Origin of the sequence: Nocardioides pollutisoli (assembly GCF_040045055.1) — a bacterium.
Classification (GTDB): Bacteria; Actinomycetota; Actinomycetes; order Propionibacteriales; family Nocardioidaceae; genus Nocardioides; species Nocardioides tweenelious.
In genome coordinates, this window is the sequence record NZ_JBDZDU010000002.1 from 103,046 (window position 1) to 119,501 (window position 16,456).

16 protein-coding genes are annotated in these 16,456 nt (G+C 70.7%); 10 read left to right on the forward strand and 6 right to left on the reverse strand.

Annotated elements, in window-relative coordinates:
* The first annotated feature begins 4 nt into the window (after positions 1–4).
* Positions 5–430: a Rieske (2Fe-2S) protein gene (locus ABLE68_RS18535; RefSeq protein WP_348873405.1), complete on the forward strand. Its 426-nt coding sequence runs from the start codon at positions 5–7 to the stop codon at positions 428–430.
* On the opposite strand, the gene ABLE68_RS18540 is transcribed toward ABLE68_RS18535, so the two are convergent.
* Entirely contained in the window at positions 417–1,715 is a 1,299-nt protein-coding gene (locus tag ABLE68_RS18540; RefSeq protein WP_348873406.1) for a tetratricopeptide repeat protein, read from the reverse strand. The two genes, ABLE68_RS18535 and ABLE68_RS18540, sit on opposite strands and share 14 nt — an antisense overlap.
* Before the next feature lie 107 nt (positions 1,716–1,822).
* Here ABLE68_RS18540 and uvrC point away from each other — a divergent pair, with 107 nt between their 5' ends.
* The 9 genes from uvrC to ABLE68_RS18585 all read left to right on the forward strand — a co-directional run bounded on the left by uvrC (position 1,823) and on the right by ABLE68_RS18585 (position 10,434).
* Positions 1,823–3,793: an excinuclease ABC subunit UvrC gene (uvrC, locus tag ABLE68_RS18545; RefSeq protein ID WP_348873407.1), complete on the forward strand. Its 1,971-nt coding sequence runs from the start codon at positions 1,823–1,825 to the stop codon at positions 3,791–3,793.
* A gap of 2 nt (positions 3,794–3,795) precedes the next feature.
* Complete coding sequence (rapZ, locus tag ABLE68_RS18550; RefSeq protein WP_348873408.1) at positions 3,796–4,668, forward strand: RNase adapter RapZ; 873 nt, start codon at positions 3,796–3,798, stop codon at positions 4,666–4,668.
* A complete protein-coding gene (locus tag ABLE68_RS18555; protein WP_425475653.1) occupies positions 4,665–5,666 on the forward strand; it encodes a gluconeogenesis factor YvcK family protein in 1,002 nt (333 codons plus the stop codon). Before rapZ ends, ABLE68_RS18555 begins: the two co-directional genes overlap by 4 nt.
* A gap of 22 nt (positions 5,667–5,688) precedes the next feature.
* The gene (whiA, locus tag ABLE68_RS18560; protein ID WP_348873410.1) at positions 5,689–6,675 is read left to right on the forward strand and encodes a DNA-binding protein WhiA; all 987 of its coding nucleotides are present in this window, start codon (positions 5,689–5,691) and stop codon (positions 6,673–6,675) included.
* Between the two features lie 124 nt (positions 6,676–6,799).
* Positions 6,800–7,789, forward strand: a complete 990-nt coding sequence (gene gap / locus ABLE68_RS18565) for a type I glyceraldehyde-3-phosphate dehydrogenase (RefSeq protein ID WP_348873411.1) — start codon at positions 6,800–6,802, stop codon at positions 7,787–7,789.
* 2 nt (positions 7,790–7,791) lie between these two features.
* Positions 7,792–8,991 carry a phosphoglycerate kinase gene (locus tag ABLE68_RS18570; RefSeq protein WP_348873412.1) on the forward strand — a complete coding sequence of 400 codons (1,200 nt, stop codon included), beginning with the start codon at positions 7,792–7,794 and terminating at the stop codon, positions 8,989–8,991.
* Entirely contained in the window at positions 8,991–9,785 is a 795-nt protein-coding gene (gene tpiA / locus ABLE68_RS18575) for a triose-phosphate isomerase (RefSeq protein ID WP_348873413.1), read from the forward strand. The genes ABLE68_RS18570 and tpiA overlap by 1 nt, the downstream gene beginning before the upstream one ends.
* A gap of 31 nt (positions 9,786–9,816) precedes the next feature.
* Positions 9,817–10,047, forward strand: a complete 231-nt coding sequence (gene secG, locus ABLE68_RS18580; protein WP_348873414.1) for a preprotein translocase subunit SecG — start codon at positions 9,817–9,819, stop codon at positions 10,045–10,047.
* A gap of 27 nt (positions 10,048–10,074) precedes the next feature.
* Positions 10,075–10,434, forward strand: coding sequence for an RNA polymerase-binding protein RbpA (locus tag ABLE68_RS18585; RefSeq protein ID WP_348873415.1), 360 nt, complete (start codon positions 10,075–10,077; stop codon positions 10,432–10,434).
* A gap of 85 nt (positions 10,435–10,519) precedes the next feature.
* Here ABLE68_RS18585 and pgl read toward each other — a convergent pair whose 3' ends face one another.
* From pgl to tal, 5 genes are read right to left on the reverse strand one after another with little or no spacing between them, the layout of a single operon-like run.
* Positions 10,520–11,245 (reverse strand): 6-phosphogluconolactonase, encoded by a 726-nt coding sequence (gene pgl, locus ABLE68_RS18590; protein WP_348873416.1) that lies wholly within the window; start codon positions 11,243–11,245, stop codon positions 10,520–10,522.
* Positions 11,242–12,153 (reverse strand): glucose-6-phosphate dehydrogenase assembly protein OpcA, encoded by a 912-nt coding sequence (locus ABLE68_RS18595; RefSeq protein WP_348873417.1) that lies wholly within the window; start codon positions 12,151–12,153, stop codon positions 11,242–11,244. The genes pgl and ABLE68_RS18595 overlap by 4 nt, the downstream gene beginning before the upstream one ends.
* On the reverse strand, positions 12,153–13,691 hold the full coding sequence (gene zwf, locus ABLE68_RS18600) for a glucose-6-phosphate dehydrogenase (RefSeq protein ID WP_348873418.1): 1,539 nt from the start codon (positions 13,689–13,691) through the stop codon (positions 12,153–12,155). Before zwf ends, ABLE68_RS18595 begins: the two co-directional genes overlap by 1 nt.
* On the reverse strand, positions 13,688–15,346 hold the full coding sequence (gene pgi / locus ABLE68_RS18605) for a glucose-6-phosphate isomerase (RefSeq protein WP_348873419.1): 1,659 nt from the start codon (positions 15,344–15,346) through the stop codon (positions 13,688–13,690). The genes zwf and pgi overlap by 4 nt, the downstream gene beginning before the upstream one ends.
* Positions 15,343–16,449 carry a transaldolase gene (gene tal / locus ABLE68_RS18610; RefSeq protein WP_348873420.1) on the reverse strand — a complete coding sequence of 369 codons (1,107 nt, stop codon included), beginning with the start codon at positions 16,447–16,449 and terminating at the stop codon, positions 15,343–15,345. The genes pgi and tal overlap by 4 nt, the downstream gene beginning before the upstream one ends.
* Positions 16,450–16,456 lie beyond the last annotated feature (7 nt).

Sequence of the window (16,456 nt, forward strand, 5' to 3'; positions counted from 1 at the left end):
CCACGTGACCACCGACGGCATCACCCGACGCCACGCCCTGACCGGAGCCGCGACCGCAGGGGTGGCCCTGCCACTCCTGGCTGCCTGCGGTGGTTCGGGGAGCGACGGCGTCGCCACCGACACCGCGCCCACCGCCGCGGCGGGTGAGGACCTCGGTCCGACGTCGGATGTGCCGGTCGGCGGCGGGAAGATCTACGCCGACCAGAAGATCGTCGTCACCCAGCCGACCAAGGGTGAGTTCAAGGGCTTCTCGGCGGTCTGCACCCACCAGGGCTGCCTGGTCGCCAACGTCGACAACGGCACGATCAACTGCACCTGCCACGGCAGCAGCTTCTCGATCGACGACGGCACCGTCCAGGGCGGGCCGGCCCCCTCACCGCTCGGCGCCGTCCCGATCACCGTCGACGGCGACGAGATCACGACGAAGTGACACCCGTGGCGACGAGCGGGCGCTGACGCCACCGCTCGTCGCGCGGTGACCGGCGCCGGTCGAGCCGGGCATCCAGCACGACCCGGGCCTCGTCGAGCCGGCCGGCGCGCAGGAGCGCGGCGATCCGGGCCTCCTCGACGATCTCGCGCTGCGCGTCCGAGCCCCCGAGCCGGCGGATCTGCGGGTCGAGCGTGATGAGCGCGTCGGCCGCCGCCGACGCGCGGCCGTCGGCCATCAGCCGCAGCGCGGCGGCGAGCGGCGCGACGACCTCCCGCTGGGTGGGGTGCCGGTGCGCCGCCGCCCACACCTCGAGGCGGCCCAGTCCTGCCGAGTCCTCGGTCGCCAGCAGCGCGACCGCCGCGTGCAGGGCGAGGAACGGGGTCGCCGGCTGCTCCAGGGTGTCCCGACCGGCGATGTCGGCGACCGCGCCCATGGACGGCACGGCGGTCGCGTCGGGGGTGATCGCCCAGCGGAAGAGCAGCGACCCGGAGTCGACCAGCGCCCGGCAGCCGAGCCCGTGCTCGGGGCGGAGCTGGCCGTCGTACCTGCGGCGTACGGCGTCGAGGTCGCCGAGCGAGAGCTCGTGGAGGGCGGCGTGCCAGGAGAAGTGGCTCAGGCTCTCGATCGAGGCGCCGTCGCCGGTGACCCAGCCGTCCATCCAGGCGAGCCCCGCCTCGTGGTCACCGGTCTCGTAGTGCGCGTGCGCGCGTGCGTGCGCCGAGTGGCCGGCGCCCGGCTCGACGGCGAGCGACCGGCAGGACAGGTCCATCGCCTCGTCGAAGCGTCGCTGCTCCTGGCGCACGAAGGCGAGCAGTCCGGTGAACCACCAGTCGTCGCCGTACGCCGGGATCGCGCGCTCGACGATCGCCCAGGCCTCCTCGGGCACCTCGGTGACACCCGCGAAGGCGATGGTCGGCACCGCGGTCGAGAGCAGCACGGCGTCGCGGGGGTAGGCCGCCAGGTGGCGGATGAGCGGGCGGGAGTCGCCGCGCAGGTGAGCGGCGACGGCGTGGATGTGGCTGCGCTCGCGGGCCGTGGCGCGCGGTGCGTGCAGCAGGGCGTCGCGCATCCGCGCCCGGACGTCGACCGCGGCGCAGAGCTCGTAGCCGAGCAGGGCGAGGGTGGCGTGACCGAGGGCGAACCGCGGGTCGAGCGTGATCGAGGCGGCGACGGACGTCTCGGCGCCGGCACGCAGGCGGAGCAGGTCGCCGACGCCGCGGTTGAACGTGGCGGCAGCATCGGCGTTGGTGGTCAACGCGTAGCCGTAGAGGTCGCGACAGCCCATGAAAGGATAGTAAGTCACGTGACAAAAGAAATGGGTCTCGACGCGACGTGACGTCGGCCCGGTCGGGTCTGTGGGGGACTGTCCCCGCCCGCCCGTAGGGTTGAGGTGTGCCATCGCCCGCGTCCTACCGGCCTGAACCCGGGTCGATCCCGACCCAGCCGGGGGTCTACCGGTTCCGCGACCCGAAGGGCCGGGTCATCTACGTCGGCAAGGCGAAGAGCCTGCGCCCCCGGCTGTCGTCGTACTTCCAGGACATCGGCAACCTGCACGCGCGCACCGCCACGATGGTGACCACGGCGGCGAGCGTCGAGTGGACGGTCGTCAAGACCGAGGTCGAGGCGCTGCAGCTGGAGTACTCCTGGATCAAGGAGTTCGACCCGCGGTTCAACGTGAAGTACCGCGACGACAAGTCCTACCCGTGGCTCGCGGTCACCGTGGGGGAGGAGTTCCCCCGCGTCATGGTCGGGCGCGGTGCCAAGCGCAAGGGCACGCGCTACTTCGGGCCCTACGGCCACGCCTGGGCGATCCGGGAGACCGTCGATCTGCTGCTGCGGGTCTTCCCGATGCGCTCGTGCAGCAACGGCGTCTTCAAGCGCTCGGCCCAGATCGGGCGACCGTGCCTGCTCGGCTACATCGACAAGTGCGCGGCGCCCTGCGTCGGCAACGTCTCCGCCGAGGAGCACCGCGCGATCGTCGACGACTTCTGCGACTTCATGGGCGGCCAGACCAACGCCTTCGTGCGGCGCATCGAGAAGGAGATGTACGCCGCGTCCGACACGCTCGACTTCGAGAAGGCGGCCCGGCTGCGTGACGACCTCGGCGCGCTCAACAAGGCGCTCGAGAAGCAGGCGGTCGTGCTCGGTGACGGCACCGACGCCGACGTCATCGCCCTGGCGGAGGACCCGCTCGAGGTCGCGGTCCAGATCTTCTACGTCCGCGGCGGCCGGATCCGCGGCCAGCGCGGCTGGGTGGCCGACCGCGTCGACGAGGGCGACACGGCTCAGCTGGTCGACGACTTCCTGCTCCAGCTCTACGCCGGAGCGTCCGCCGACGAGATTCCGCGCGAGATCCTGGTGCCGGCGCTGCCGCCGGACGTGGCGACGTACGAGCAGCTCCTCAGCGACCTGCGCGGGTCGAAGGTCGCGATCCGGGTGCCGCAGCGCGGCGACAAGCGCGCCCTGCAGGAGACGGTCGCGCAGAACGCCGGCCAGGCGCTCGTGCTCCACAAGACGAAGCGCGCCAGCGACCTGACGACCCGCAACCGGGCGCTCGAGGAGATCCAGGAGGCGCTGTCGCTCGACGAGGTGCCCCTGCGGATCGAGTGCTACGACATCTCCCACCTGCAGGGGTCCGAGATCGTCGCGTCGATGGTCGTCTTCGAGGACGGGCTGTCGCGCAAGGGCGAGTACCGCCGGTTCGTGATCAAGGGCCAGGACGGCTCCGACGACGTGCGCGCCATGCACGAGGTGATCACCCGGCGCTTCAAGCGACTGCTCGACGAGCAGGTCAGCGACACGGTCACGACCGAGAGCGGCCCGATGCTGGTCGACCCCGAGACGGGTCGCCCCCGCAAGTTCGCCTACGCGCCGGGACTGGTCGTGGTCGACGGCGGCGCACCCCAGGTCGCGGCGGCCCAGCGGGCGCTGGCCGAGCTCGGCATCGTCGACATCCCCGTCTGCGGCCTGGCCAAGCGGCTGGAGGAGGTCTGGCTGCCCGAGCAGGAGGACCCGGTCATCCTCGGCCGTTCCAGCGAGGGGCTCTACCTGCTCCAGCGGATCCGCGACGAGGCCCACCGGTTCGCGATCACCCACCACCGGGGCCGTCGGTCCAAGTCGATGGTCGAGAGCACCCTCGACGCCGTCCCCGGCCTGGGGGAGGTGCGACGCAAGACCCTGCTCAAGCACTTCGGGTCCCTGAAGAAGCTGCGCACCGCGACCGTCGAGGAGATCGCGCAGGTCCCCGGAATCGGGCCGGCCACGGCGGAGGCGATCAAGGGTGCGGTCGCCGACGCGAGCAGCAAGACTGGACCCACCATCGTCAGCGTCAACACGGCGACCGGCGAGATCGAGGAAGGCTAGAGATGGCGAGTCCCGACCACCGCGGCGAGCTGGTCGTCGTGACCGGTATGACCGGGGCCGGCCGCAGCACCGCCGCGAAGGAGCTCGAGGACCTCGGCTACTACGTCGTCGACAACCTGCCGCCGAGCCTGCTGCGCGACGTGGTGCGCCTGGTCGACGAGAGCCGGGGCGCCGAGCAGCCGATGGCGGTCGTGGTCGACGTACGCTCCGGCTCGTTCTTCGAGACCCTGCAGGCCAACCTCGCCCGCGGCGCGACCGGTCGCCACGCCACCCTGGTCTTCCTCGAGGCCGCCGACGACGTGCTCGTACGACGCCAAGAGGCTGCCCGCCGGCCGCACCCGCTCCAGGGCGTCGGACGGCTGCTCGACGGCCTGGTCCGCGAGCGCGCCGTGCTCGCCGAGCTGCGCAGCGACGCCGACCTGGTCATCGACACCTCGACCCTCAACGTCCACCAGCTCACCGAGCGGATCGCCGAGGCGTTCGGCTCGCCCGAGGCGATCCGGCTCAAGGTCACGGTCACGAGCTTCGGCTTCAAGTACGGCATCCCGGTCGACGCCGACTTCGTCGCCGACATGCGCTTCCTGCCAAACCCGTTCTGGATCCCCGAGCTGCGTCCCGGCACCGGCCGCGACCCCGAGGTCGCCGACTACGTGATGAGCCAGCCCGGCGCTGCCGAGTTCCTGGCCGGCTACGTCCCCGTCCTGCAGGGGGTGGCCGACGGCTACCTCCGCGAGGGCAAGCGCTTCATGACCGTCGCGATCGGCTGCACCGGCGGCAAGCACCGCAGCGTCGCGATGACCGAGGAGGTCGCGCGCCGGCTGACCGCGGCCGGACTCGAGGCCCGCCCGACCCACCGGGACCTCGGGCGGGAGTGATGGTCGGTTCCGCTCAGGACCGCGCCCAGGCCGTCGTCGCCTTCGGCGGGGGACACGGCCTCGCCGCGTCGCTGCAGGCACTGCGGCTGCTCGTCGACGACCTGGTGATCGACGACCTGATCGCGGTCGTCACGGTCGCCGACGACGGTGGCTCGTCGGGGCGGCTGCGCAGCGAGTTCGGCGTGCTCCCGCCGGGCGACCTGCGGATGGCGCTCGCCGCCCTGTGCGGTGACAACCAGTGGGGCGACACCTGGGCGCGCGTGCTGCAGCACCGGTTCGAGGGCCAGGGGGAGATGCGCGGCCACGTGATCGGCAACCTGCTGATCGTCGGGCTGTGGGAGCAGCTGGGCGACCCGGTCGCCGCGCTCGACTGGGTCGGCAAGCTGCTCGGTACCACCGGGCGGGTGCTGCCGATGGCGCTGACGCCGCTCGACATCACGGCCGAGGTGCGCGGCGCCGACCCCGAGCACCCCGCGGCGATGACCACCGTGCGTGGTCAGGTCGAGGTCGCCACCACCCCCGGGCTGATCACCGCGATCGCGCTCGACCCGCCGGACCCGACGCCCTGCCCCGAGGCGATCGCCGCGGTTGGTGCCGCCGACTGGGTCGTGCTTGGGCCCGGGTCGTGGTTCACCTCGGTGCTGCCGCACCTGATGGTGCCCGAGCTCCGCCGGGCCCTCATCGAGACCGACGCCCGGATCGTGGTCAACCTCAACCTGGCCGGTGAGGAGGGCGGTGAGACCGACGGCTACGGGCCGATCGACCACCTCGCCGCGCTGCTCGACCATGCGCCGGACATGAAGATCGACACCGTGCTGGCCGACCGCGCGTCCGTCGGCGACGCCCTCGAGGAGCTCGACGCGGCGGTCGCGTCGTACGGCGCCCGGCTGCATCTCGCGGACGTCGCCAGCGACGACGGCACCCCGCGCCACGACGCGGCCCGACTGGCGTCGGCGTACGCCACGATCATGGGTGGGACTGCCACCGAGGGTCGTTGACTGCCGTGGCAGGATCGGCCCCATGGCGATGACGGCACAGGTGAAGGCGGAGCTGTCGAGCACCCAGGTGTCCAAGACCTGCTGCCGCAAGGCGGAGGTCGCCTCGATGCTCCGCTTCGCGGGCGGTCTCCACATCGTGAGCGGCCGGATCGTGGTCGAGGCCGAGTTCGACACCGGAGCCGCTGCGCGCCGGCTGCGCACCAACATCGCCGAGGTCTACGGCCACCAGTCCGACGTCGTCATGGTGCAGGGCAACGGCATCCGCAAGGGCAGCCGCTACATCGTCCGCGTCGTCAAGGACGGTGAGGCACTGGCCCGCCAGACCGGTCTGCTCGACCAGCGCGGCCGCCCGGTCCGCGGCCTGCCGCCGGCCGTCGTCTCCGGTGGCGGCTGCGACGCGGTCGCCGCCTGGCGCGGCGCCTTCCTCGCCCACGGATCGCTCACCGAGCCCGGCCGGTCCTCGGCCCTCGAGGTGACCTGCCCCGGTCCCGAGGCCGCCCTCGCTCTCGTCGGCGTCGCCCGCCGGCTCGGCATCCACGCCAAGGCCCGTGAGGTCCGCGGAGTCGACCGTGTCGTGATCCGCGACGGTGACGCGATCGGCCAGCTGCTGACCCGGCTCGGTGCCCACGAGTCGCTGATGGCCTGGGAGGAGCGCCGGATGCGGCGCGAGGTCCGCGCCACCGCCAACCGGCTCGCGAACTTCGACGACGCCAACCTGCGCCGCTCCGCCCGGGCCGCCGTGGCCGCCGGTGCCCGCGTCGGGCGCGCCATGGAGATCCTGGGCGAGGACGTCCCCGACCACCTGCGGATGGCCGGAGAGCTGCGCCTGGAGCACAAGCAGGCCTCCCTCGAGGAGCTCGGCCAGCTGCACGACCCGGTGCTGACCAAGGACGCCATCGCCGGCCGGATCCGCCGGCTGCTGGCGATGGCCGACAAGCGCGCCGAGGATCTGGGCATCCCCGACACCGAGGCGTCGCTGACTCCGGAGATGCTCGCCGAGGATGCCTGAGCCGAGCAAAGGCCTGTAGTCGTTCGTTACTCGTACGTACGCCGGGACGCCCGTCCCGCCGTACTTCGCAGGCGATAGGGTCGTCCCGTCCCCTTGCACGCCGTGATCGAAAGCAGGAGTCGCAGTGACTGTTCGTGTAGGTATCAACGGGTTCGGCCGGATCGGCCGCAACTTCTTCCGCGCTGTCGTCGCCTCCGGCGCCGACATCGAGATCGTCGCCGTCAACGACCTGACGGACAACAAGACGCTCGCCACCCTGCTCAAGTACGACTCCACCCTGGGTCGCCTCGACGGGGACGTGTCGCACACCGACACCGACATCACCGCCGCCGGCCAGACCTTCAAGGTCTACGCCGAGCGCGACCCGGGTGCCCTGGACTGGAGCGGCGTCGACATCGTGATCGAGTCGACCGGCTTCTTCACCGACGCGACCAAGGCGAAGGCGCACATCGACGGTGGCGCCAAGAAGGTCATCATCTCGGCGCCCGCCAAGAACGAGGACGTCACGATCGTGATGGGCGTCAACGAGGGCGACTACGACGCCTCGAAGCACACGGTGATCTCCAACGCCTCGTGCACCACCAACTGCCTGGCCCCGATGGCCAAGGTCCTCAACGACGAGCTCGGCATCGTCAAGGGCCTGATGACGACCATCCACGCCTACACCGGTGACCAGAACCTGCTCGACGGCCCCCACAGCGACCTGCGTCGTGCTCGTGCCGCCGCGCTCAACATCGTCCCGACCTCGACCGGTGCTGCCAAGGCCATCGCCCTGGTGCTCCCCGAGCTCAAGGGCAAGCTCGACGGCTACGCGCTGCGCGTGCCGGTCCCGACCGGCTCCGTCACCGACCTCACCTTCGAGGCCGGCCGCGAGACCACCGTCGAGGAGGTCAACGCGATCGTGAAGGCGGCCGCCGACGGCCGCATCCTCAAGTACAACGAGGACCCGATCGTCTCGGCCGACATCACCACCGACCCGGCGTCGTGCATCTTCGACGCACCGCTGACCAAGGTCATCGGCAACCAGGTCAAGGTCGTCGGCTGGTACGACAACGAGTGGGGCTACTCCAACCGCCTCGTCGACCTCGTCAACCACGTCGGCGCCTCGCTCTGATCGTGGCGGACTACTCCTCGCTCGGCGACGTCGCCGGCAAGCGCGTCCTGGTCCGCTCGGACCTCAACGTCCCGCTCGACGGCAGCACCATCACCGACGACGGACGCATCCGTGCCAGCGTGCCGACCATCCGGGAGCTGGCTGACGCCGGCGCCCGGGTGGTCGTCACCGCCCACCTCGGCCGCCCGAAGGGTGCGCCGGAGGACCGCTACTCGCTGCGTCCCGTCGCGGCCCGCCTCGGCGAGCTGCTCGGCCAGGACGTCGCATTCGCCAGCGACACCGTGGGGGAGGGCGCCCACGAGACCGTCGCCGGTCTCGAGGACGGCCAGGTCGCGCTGCTGGAGAACGTCCGGTTCAACCCGGGCGAGACCAGCAAGGACGACGCCGAGCGCGGTGCGTTCGCCGACCAGCTCGCGGAGCTCGCCGACGCCTTCGTGTCCGACGGCTTCGGCGTGGTGCACCGCAAGCAGGCGAGCGTCTACGACATCGCGCAGCGGCTGCCGCACGCCATGGGTGCCCTGGTGTCCACCGAGATCGGCGTGCTCCGCCGGCTCACGGAGGAGCCCGAGCGTCCGTACGTCGTCGTGCTCGGCGGCTCGAAGGTCTCCGACAAGCTCGGGGTCATCGACAACCTGCTCGGCAAGGCCGACAAGCTGCTGATCGGTGGCGGGATGGTCTTCACCTTCCTCAAGGCCGAGGGCCACGAGGTCGGCAAGAGCCTCCTCGAGGACGACCAGCTCGACACCTGCCGCTCCTACCTGGAGCGGGCGAAGGCGTCCGGGGTGGAGATCCTGCTGCCGACCGACATCGTCGTCGACACGACGTTCCCCTCCGGGGACGCCGAGCCGCACCCGACCGTCGTACCCGCGGACCAGATCCCGGCGGACAGTCTCGGCCTGGACATCGGTCCTGACTCCGGGCGGGCCTTCGCCGAAGCGCTGGCCGGTGCGAAGACGGTCTTCTGGAACGGTCCGATGGGCGTCTTCGAGGTCGCCGCCTTCGCCGAGGGCACCCGCGCGGTCGCGCAGGCGCTCACCGAGATCGACGGCCTGTCCGTCGTGGGTGGTGGCGACTCTGCGGCCGCCGTACGCACCCTCGGCTTCGACGAGGCGTCGTTCGGTCACATCTCGACGGGCGGCGGTGCCAGCCTCGAGTACCTCGAGGGCAAGGTCCTGCCCGGCATCCAGGTCCTGGAGGACTGATGGCCAAGGCACGCACCCCGCTGATGGCGGGCAACTGGAAGATGAACCTCAACCACCAGGAGGCACTCGTCCTGGTGCAGAAGCTGGCGGTGACGCTGGCCGACAAGAAGCACGACTACTCGCGTGCCGAGGTCGTCGTGCTGCCGCCGTTCACGGACCTGCGGTCCGTGCAGACGCTGGTGGACGGCGACCGGCTGCAGATCAAGTACGGCGCCCAGGACGTCTCCACCCACGACTCCGGCGCCTACACGGGCGAGATCTCGGCCGCCATGCTGGCCAAGCTCGGCTGCTCGTATGTCGTGGTCGGCCACAGCGAGCGCCGGGAGTACCACGCCGAGAGCGACGACGTCGTCAACGCCAAGGCCCACAAGGCGCTCGCGGCCGGCATGGTCCCGATCGTGTGCGTCGGCGAGGGTCTGGAGGTCCGCCAGGCGGACCAGCACGTCCCGCACTGCCTGGAGCAGGTCGAGGGGTCCCTCGCGGGCTTCACGGCCGCCCAGATCGCCGGGCTGGTGGTCGCCTACGAGCCGGTGTGGGCGATCGGCACCGGTGAGGTGGCCACCCCGGACGACGCGCAGGAGGTCTGCGTGGAGATCCGGGGCCGGATCCGGGCACTCCACGGGGAGGCTGCGGCGGACGCCGTACGCATCCTCTACGGCGGTTCGGTGAAGGCCGCGAACGTCGGCGGCATCATGACCAAGCCCGACGTCGACGGCTGTCTGGTGGGTGGCGCGAGCCTCCAGGTGGACGAGTTCGGCGGGATCTGCCGCTTCTACGACATGCCGGTCCTGTGATCCGGCGAGACCTGACGTAGGCTTTGCGACCGTGGAACTCCTGCTCACCATTCTGCTCATGCTCGCCAGCGCCCTGATGATCATCCTGGTGCTGCTTCACAAGGGCCGCGGCGGCGGTCTCTCGGACATGTTCGGCGGTGGCGTCTCCAGCTCCCTCGGCGGGTCCTCGGTTGCGGAGCGCAACCTGGACCGGCTCACGGTCGGCATCGGCGTCATCTGGTTTGCGTGCGTGGTGGCCCTCGGGCTCCTGCTCGCGTACTGAAGAACTTCTTCGAAAGGGAATCGTTCCGTGGCTGGTGGAGGAAACGCTATTCGGGGTAGCCGGGTGGGGGCCGGCCCGATGGGCGAGGCGGAGCGCGGCGAGGCCGCCCCGCGTCAGGCGGTGACGTACTTCTGTACCCGCGAGCACCGCTCGGTGGTCACGTTCTCGATCGAGGCCACCGTGCCCGACTCGTGGGACTGCCCCAAGTGCGGCCTGCCCGCCGGCCGGGACTCCGAGAACGCGCCCCCGGCGCCGAAGATCGAGCCCTACAAGACGCACCTCGCCTACGTGAAGGAGCGCCGCTCCGACCAGGAGGCGGCCGACATCCTCGACGAGGCGCTCCAGCTGCTGCGCTCGCGCCGCAAGTCCGGCGACATCATCTTCTAGGTTGAATCGAGACTTCCGTCAGTCGAATCGAGAGTTCTGTACGCCGGAACTCTCGATTGGACTGACGGAAGTCTCGACTCAACCGTCAGAGCTGGCTGGCGGCCGCGCGGTCGAGGAACCAGATGGTCTCCTCGTTGCCGGTGACCCCGGCGGCCGGGATGTCGTGGAGGTCGGCCCCGCCGAGGGCCTGGGAGACCGCGGACGCCTTGCCCTCGCCGCTGACCAGGAACCACACCGACCGGGCGCGGTTGAGGCAGGCGAAGGTCAGGCTGATCCGCTCCGGCGGGGGCTTCGGGGAGCCGGTGACGCCGACGGCGATGTCGTCGACATCGAGCTGCGGGAAGCCCGGGAAGAGCGACGCGACGTGACCGTCCGGGCCGATGCCGAGCATCACGACGTCGAACTCGCCGCTGCCGTGCGCACGCATCGTCTCGGCGTACGCCGCCGCGCCGGCGTCCACGTCCGCGGCGTCGTCCGTCGAGGGCATCTCGTGCACGTTCGCCCTGTCGGCGCCGACGGCGTCGAGGAACGCCTCGCGCGCCTGGAGCGCGTTGCGGTCGGGGGAGTCGGCGGCGACGAAGCGCTCGTCGCCGAACCAGAAGACCACCCGCGACCAGTCCACCTCGGACGACGGCGCGAGCCGGGCGATCTCCCGGTGGATCGACTCGGCGATGGTGCCACCGGTCAGCGCGATCTGCGGTGTGCCGCCGGCCGCCTGGGCGTCCGCGAGGCGGCTCAGCAGCTCACCGGCCACCGCGGTCGAGAGCGTGTCGCCGTCCGGATGGACCTCAATCCTCGGCTCGGTCGTCACTTCTTGGTCCCCATCTTCAGCAGGCGGCGAGCGGTCTCGGCGTAGACGTCGTCCTCGTCGAGACGGCGCAGCTCCTCGCCCAGCAGCTCGGGCAGGTCGCGACGCTTGAGCGCGACCGGGCGGTCGGGCCGGTCCGGCGAGGAGAAGGTCGCGAGCTTGCCGTCGGTGCGGCTGATCCGGATCGGCCCCTCCTTCGTCTCCATCACGACCTCGGTGATGCCGGGACCGGCGGAGTTCTTGCGGTCGACGTCGACCTTGAGCCGGTCGGCGAGCCACGCGGCGAGCAGGTCAGCGCTCGGGCTGATCCGCTCCGCGGTCACCGACGCGCGGGTCACCTTGAGCTGCTGCTGGTCGAGGGCGGCCGCCAGCAGCGCGCGCCACAGCGTGATCCGCGTCCACGCGAGATCGGTGTTGCCCTTGGTGTACGCCGTGCACTGCTGGTGCATCGCCTTCGTCTTGCCGCGTGCGGCGGCGGCCGCGTCGGTCACCCGGCGCTGCGCCAGCTTGCCGAGCGGGTCGCCGGCCGGGTCGTCCGGCGGGTGGTTGGGCCACCACACGGCCACGGGGGAGTCGGGCAGCAGCAGGGGGAGCACGACGGACTCCGGGTGCTTGACGACCTCCCCGCTGAGCCGGATCAGGGCGGTCTCGCCGGTCCAGCCGGCACCCGTGCCGACCTGGGCGTTGACCTGGCCGGTCCCGCGACCGTCGCCGAGGATGACGCCCAGCACGCGGGCGGGGTGCTCGTGGGAGGCCGCTCGCGCGGCCTTCATGGCACCGTCGGCGTCATCCTCGTCGACGACGATGACCAGGGTCATCACCATGCCCATCGCCGGGCTGCCGGCGCGCGTGCGCGCCCGCAGGAACTCGGTGGCGATCTCAGAAGAGTTGGTGTCGATCAGCTCGATCATCAGGGACGCCTCCAGACGCGACCGTCGCGGGCGAGCATGGCGTTGGCCGAAGCCGGACCCCACCCTCCCGACTCGTACTGCTCGGGCTTGCTCTTGCCGGCCGCGTCCTGCTTGGCCCAGTGCTCCAGGATCGGGTCGAGGATCTTCCAGGAGAGCTCGACCTCCTCGTGCCGCGGGAAGAGCGGCGGGTCGCCCAGGAGGACGTCCAGGATCAGCCGCTCGTAGGCCTCCGGGGACGACTCGGTGAACGCGCCGCCGTAGACGAAGTCCATGTTGACGTCGCGGATCTCCATGGCCGTGCCCGGCACCTTCGAGCCGAACCGCATGGTGATGCCCTCGTCGGGCTGCACCCGGATCACCAGCGCGTTCTTGCCGAGCTCCTCGGTGGCGGACTCGGCGAACGGCAGGTGCGGCGCCTTCTTGAAGACGATCGCGACCTCGGTGACCCGCCGGCCGAGCCGCTTGCCGGTGCGCAGGTAGAACGGCACCCCGGCCCAGCGACGGTTCTCGACGTTGAGGGTGACGGCGGCGAACGTCTCCGTCGTCGACGTCTTCTTGATGCCCTCCTCGTCGAGGAAGCCCTCGACCTTCTCGCCGCCGGCCCAGCCCGCGGCGTACTGCCCGCGCGCCGTCGTCAGGTCGAGGCGGCGGGGGAGCGTGATGCTCGCGAGCACCTTCTCCTTCTCGATCCGCAGGTTGTCGGCCGAGAAGTTCGTCGGCTCCTCCATCGCGACCAGGCTCATCAGCTGCAGGAGGTGGTTCTGGATGACGTCGCGCGCGGCGCCGATCCCGTCGTAGTAGCCGGCCCGGCCGCCGATGCCGATGTCCTCGGCCATGGTGATCTGCACGTGGTCGACGTAGTTGGAGTTCCAGATCGGCTCGAACATCTCGTTGGCGAAGCGCAGCGCCAGGATGTTCTGCACCGTCTCCTTGCCGAGGTAGTGGTCGATCCGGAAGATCGAGCCCGAGTCGAAGACGTCGGCGAGCGTGGCGTTGAGCTGGCGTGCCGACTCCAGGTCGTGGCCGAACGGCTTCTCCACGACGACCCGTCGCCAGGATCCCTCCGCCGGAGTCGCGAGCCCGTGCTCCTTCAGCTGGCCGACGACGTCACCGAAGAACCCGGGCGGGATGGCCATGTAGAACGCGTGGTTGCCGCCGGTGCCGCGCACCTCGTCGAGCTCCTCGATCGTGCGCCGGAGCTGGTCGAAGGCGTGGTCGTCGTCGAAGTTGCCCGGCACGAACCGGAATCCTTCGGCGAGCTGCTTCCACACCTCCTCGCGGAACTCGGTGCGCGCGTGCTGCTTCACCGAGTCGTGGACGATCTGTGCGAAGTCCTGGTCGGCCCAGTCGCGCCGGGCGAAGCCGGTCAGGCTGAAGCCCGGCGGCAGCAGCCCGCGGTTGGCCAGGTCGTAGATCGCCGGCATCACCTTCTTGCGCGACAGGTCTCCGGTGACACCGAAGAGCACCATGCCGCACGGTCCGGCGATGCGGGGCAGCCGGCGGTCACGAGGATCGCGCAGCGGGTTGTCGTAGGTCATCGGCGACGGTGCTCCTGGTAGTAGGCGATGAGGGCCTGGGTGGATGCGTCCTGCTCGGCGAGCGCGGCCGCGTCGCCCGCGATGGCGGGACCGACCTCCTGCGCCAGCTTCTTGCCCAGCTCGACGCCCCACTGGTCGAAGCTGTCGATGCCCCACACGACGCCCTGGACGAAGGTCAGGTGCTCGTAGAGCGCGACCAGCTGACCGAGGACCGACGGGGTGAGCTCCGGCGCCATGATCGACGTCGTGGGCCGGTTGCCGGTGAAGACCCGGGCGGGTACGACCGCCTCGTCGGTGCCCTCGGCGCGCACCTCGTCCGCGGTCTTGCCGAACGCGAGCGCCCGGGTCTGGGCGAGGAAGTTCGCGAGGAAGAGCTCGTGGACGTCCGTGTCGCCGTCGGCCAGGGCGTACGACGGGTTGGCGAACGCGATGAAGTCGGCCGGGATCAACCGGGTGCCCTGGTGGATGAGCTGGTAGAACGCGTGCTGCCCGTTGGTGCCGGGCTCGCCCCAGAAGACCTCACCGGTGTCCGTGGTGACCTGGCTGCCGTCCCAGCGGACGCCCTTGCCGTTGGACTCCATGGTGAGCTGCTGGAGGTACGCCGGGAAGCGGTGCAGCAGCTGCGCGTAGGGCAGCACCGCGTGGGTCTGAGCGCCGAGGAAGTTGGTGTACCAGACGTTGAGCAGCCCCATCAGCAGCGGGACGTTCTGCGCCGGCTCGGTGGTGCGGAAGTGCTCGTCCATCGTGTGGAAGCCGGCGAGGAACTCGGCGAACCGCTCCGGCCCGATGGCCAGCACCAGCGAGGTGCCGATGGCCGAGTCGACCGAGTAGCGACCGCCCACCCAGTCCCAGAAGCCGAACGCGTTGGCCGGGTCGATGCCGAAGTCGGCGACCTTGCCGAGCGCGGTCGAGACGGCGACGAAGTGCTTCGCCACCGCGTCGGTCTGGTCGACGTCCGCGCCGAGGCCGTCCAGCAGCCAGGCCTTGCACAACCGAGCGTTGGTCAGGGTCTCGAGCGTCCCGAAGGTCTTGCTGGAGACCACGAACAGCGTCGACGCCGGGTCGAGGCCGGCCAGGGTCGTGGCCGCGTCGGTCGGGTCGATGTTGCTGATGAAGCGGCACTCCAGGCCGGCTTGTCGGTAGGCCGCGAGCGCCTCGTAGGCCATCACCGGACCGAGGTCGGAGCCGCCGATGCCGATGTTGACGACCGTGCGGATCCGCTCGCCCGTGACGCCGGTCCGCTCGCCCGAGCGCACCTGGTCGGCGAAGGCGTAGACGCGCTCGAGGACCTCGTGGACGTCGCGTACGACGTCCTGTCCGTCGACCTCGAGGACGGCGTCGGCCGGCAGGCGGAGCGCCGTGTGGAGCACCGCCCGGTCCTCGGTGACGTTGATGTGCTCGCCGCGGAGCATCGCGTCGCGGCGCTCGACCACGCCGACCTCGTCGGCGAGGTCGAGGAGCGACGCGAGCACGTCGCCGTCGAGCAGCGACTTGGACAGGTCGACGACCAGGTCACCCGCGGTGAACGTGAGCCGCTCCACCCGACCTGCGTCCGCGGCGAACCACGAGCGCAGGTCGGGGGTGAAGTCGGCGGCCAGGGCGGTCAGCCGTGACCACGCCGGTGTCGAGGTCGGATCCACCGGCGCGTCGGTCACTGGGTCGCCTTCTCCATCTGGCCCTGGACCGTCTCGGTCAGCTCCTCCCACGACTTCTTGAACTTGTCGACACCCTCGTGCTCGACCGTGACCAGCACGTCCTCGAAGTCGATCCCGGCGGCCGACAGCTGGTCGAAGATCGACTGGGCGGCGGACGCCTTGCCGCTTACCTGGTCGCCCGCGACCTCACCGTGGTCGGCGAAGGCGTCCATGGTCTTCTCGGGCATCGTGTTGACCGTGTTCGCCACGACGAGGTCCGTGATGTACATCGTGTCGGAGTAGTCCGGGTTCTTGACGCCGGTCGACGCCCACAGCGGACGCTGCGGGTTGGCACCGGCCTCCTCGAGCTGCTTCCAGCGGTCGCTGGAGAAGACCTCCTGGTACGCCGCGTACGCGATCCGTGCGTTGGCGACAGCCGCCTTGCCCCGCAGGGCGAGTGCCTCGTCGGATCCGATCTTCTCCAGACGGGAGTCGACCTCGGTGTCGATGCGGGACACGAAGAACGACGCGACGGACTGGATGCGGCTGAGGTCGAGCCCGGCGTCGCGGGCGGCCTCGAGGCCGGTCAGGTAGGCGTCCATGACCTCCTGGTAGCGCACCTTGCCGAAGATCAGCGTCACGTTGACGCTGATGCCCTCGGCGATCGCCGCCGTGATGGCCGGGAGCCCCTCCTTCGTGGCGGGGATCTTGATCAGCACGTTGGACCGGTCGACGGCCGACCACAGCGCCCGCGCGGACGCGATGGTGCCCTCGGTGTCGTTGGCCAGCGTGGGCTCGACCTCGATGGAGACCCGGCCGTCGGCCGACTCCTCACCCGCGAGCGGCTCGAAGATGTCGCAGGCGTTGCGGACGTCCTCGGTGGTGAGTTCGAAGATCACCCGGTCGACGGGCTCGCCCTTCTCGACGAGCTTGCGGACCTGCGCGTCGTAGCGCTCGCCGTTGGCGATGGCCGCCGCGAAGATGGTGGGGTTGGTGGTCACCCCGACCACCGACTTCTCCTTGATCAGGTCGGCGAGGTTGCCGGACTCGATCCGTTCGCGGGAGAGGTCGTCGAGCCAGATGGACACTCCCGCGTCAGCGAGAGCCTTGAGACGGTCAGTCATTTGTTCC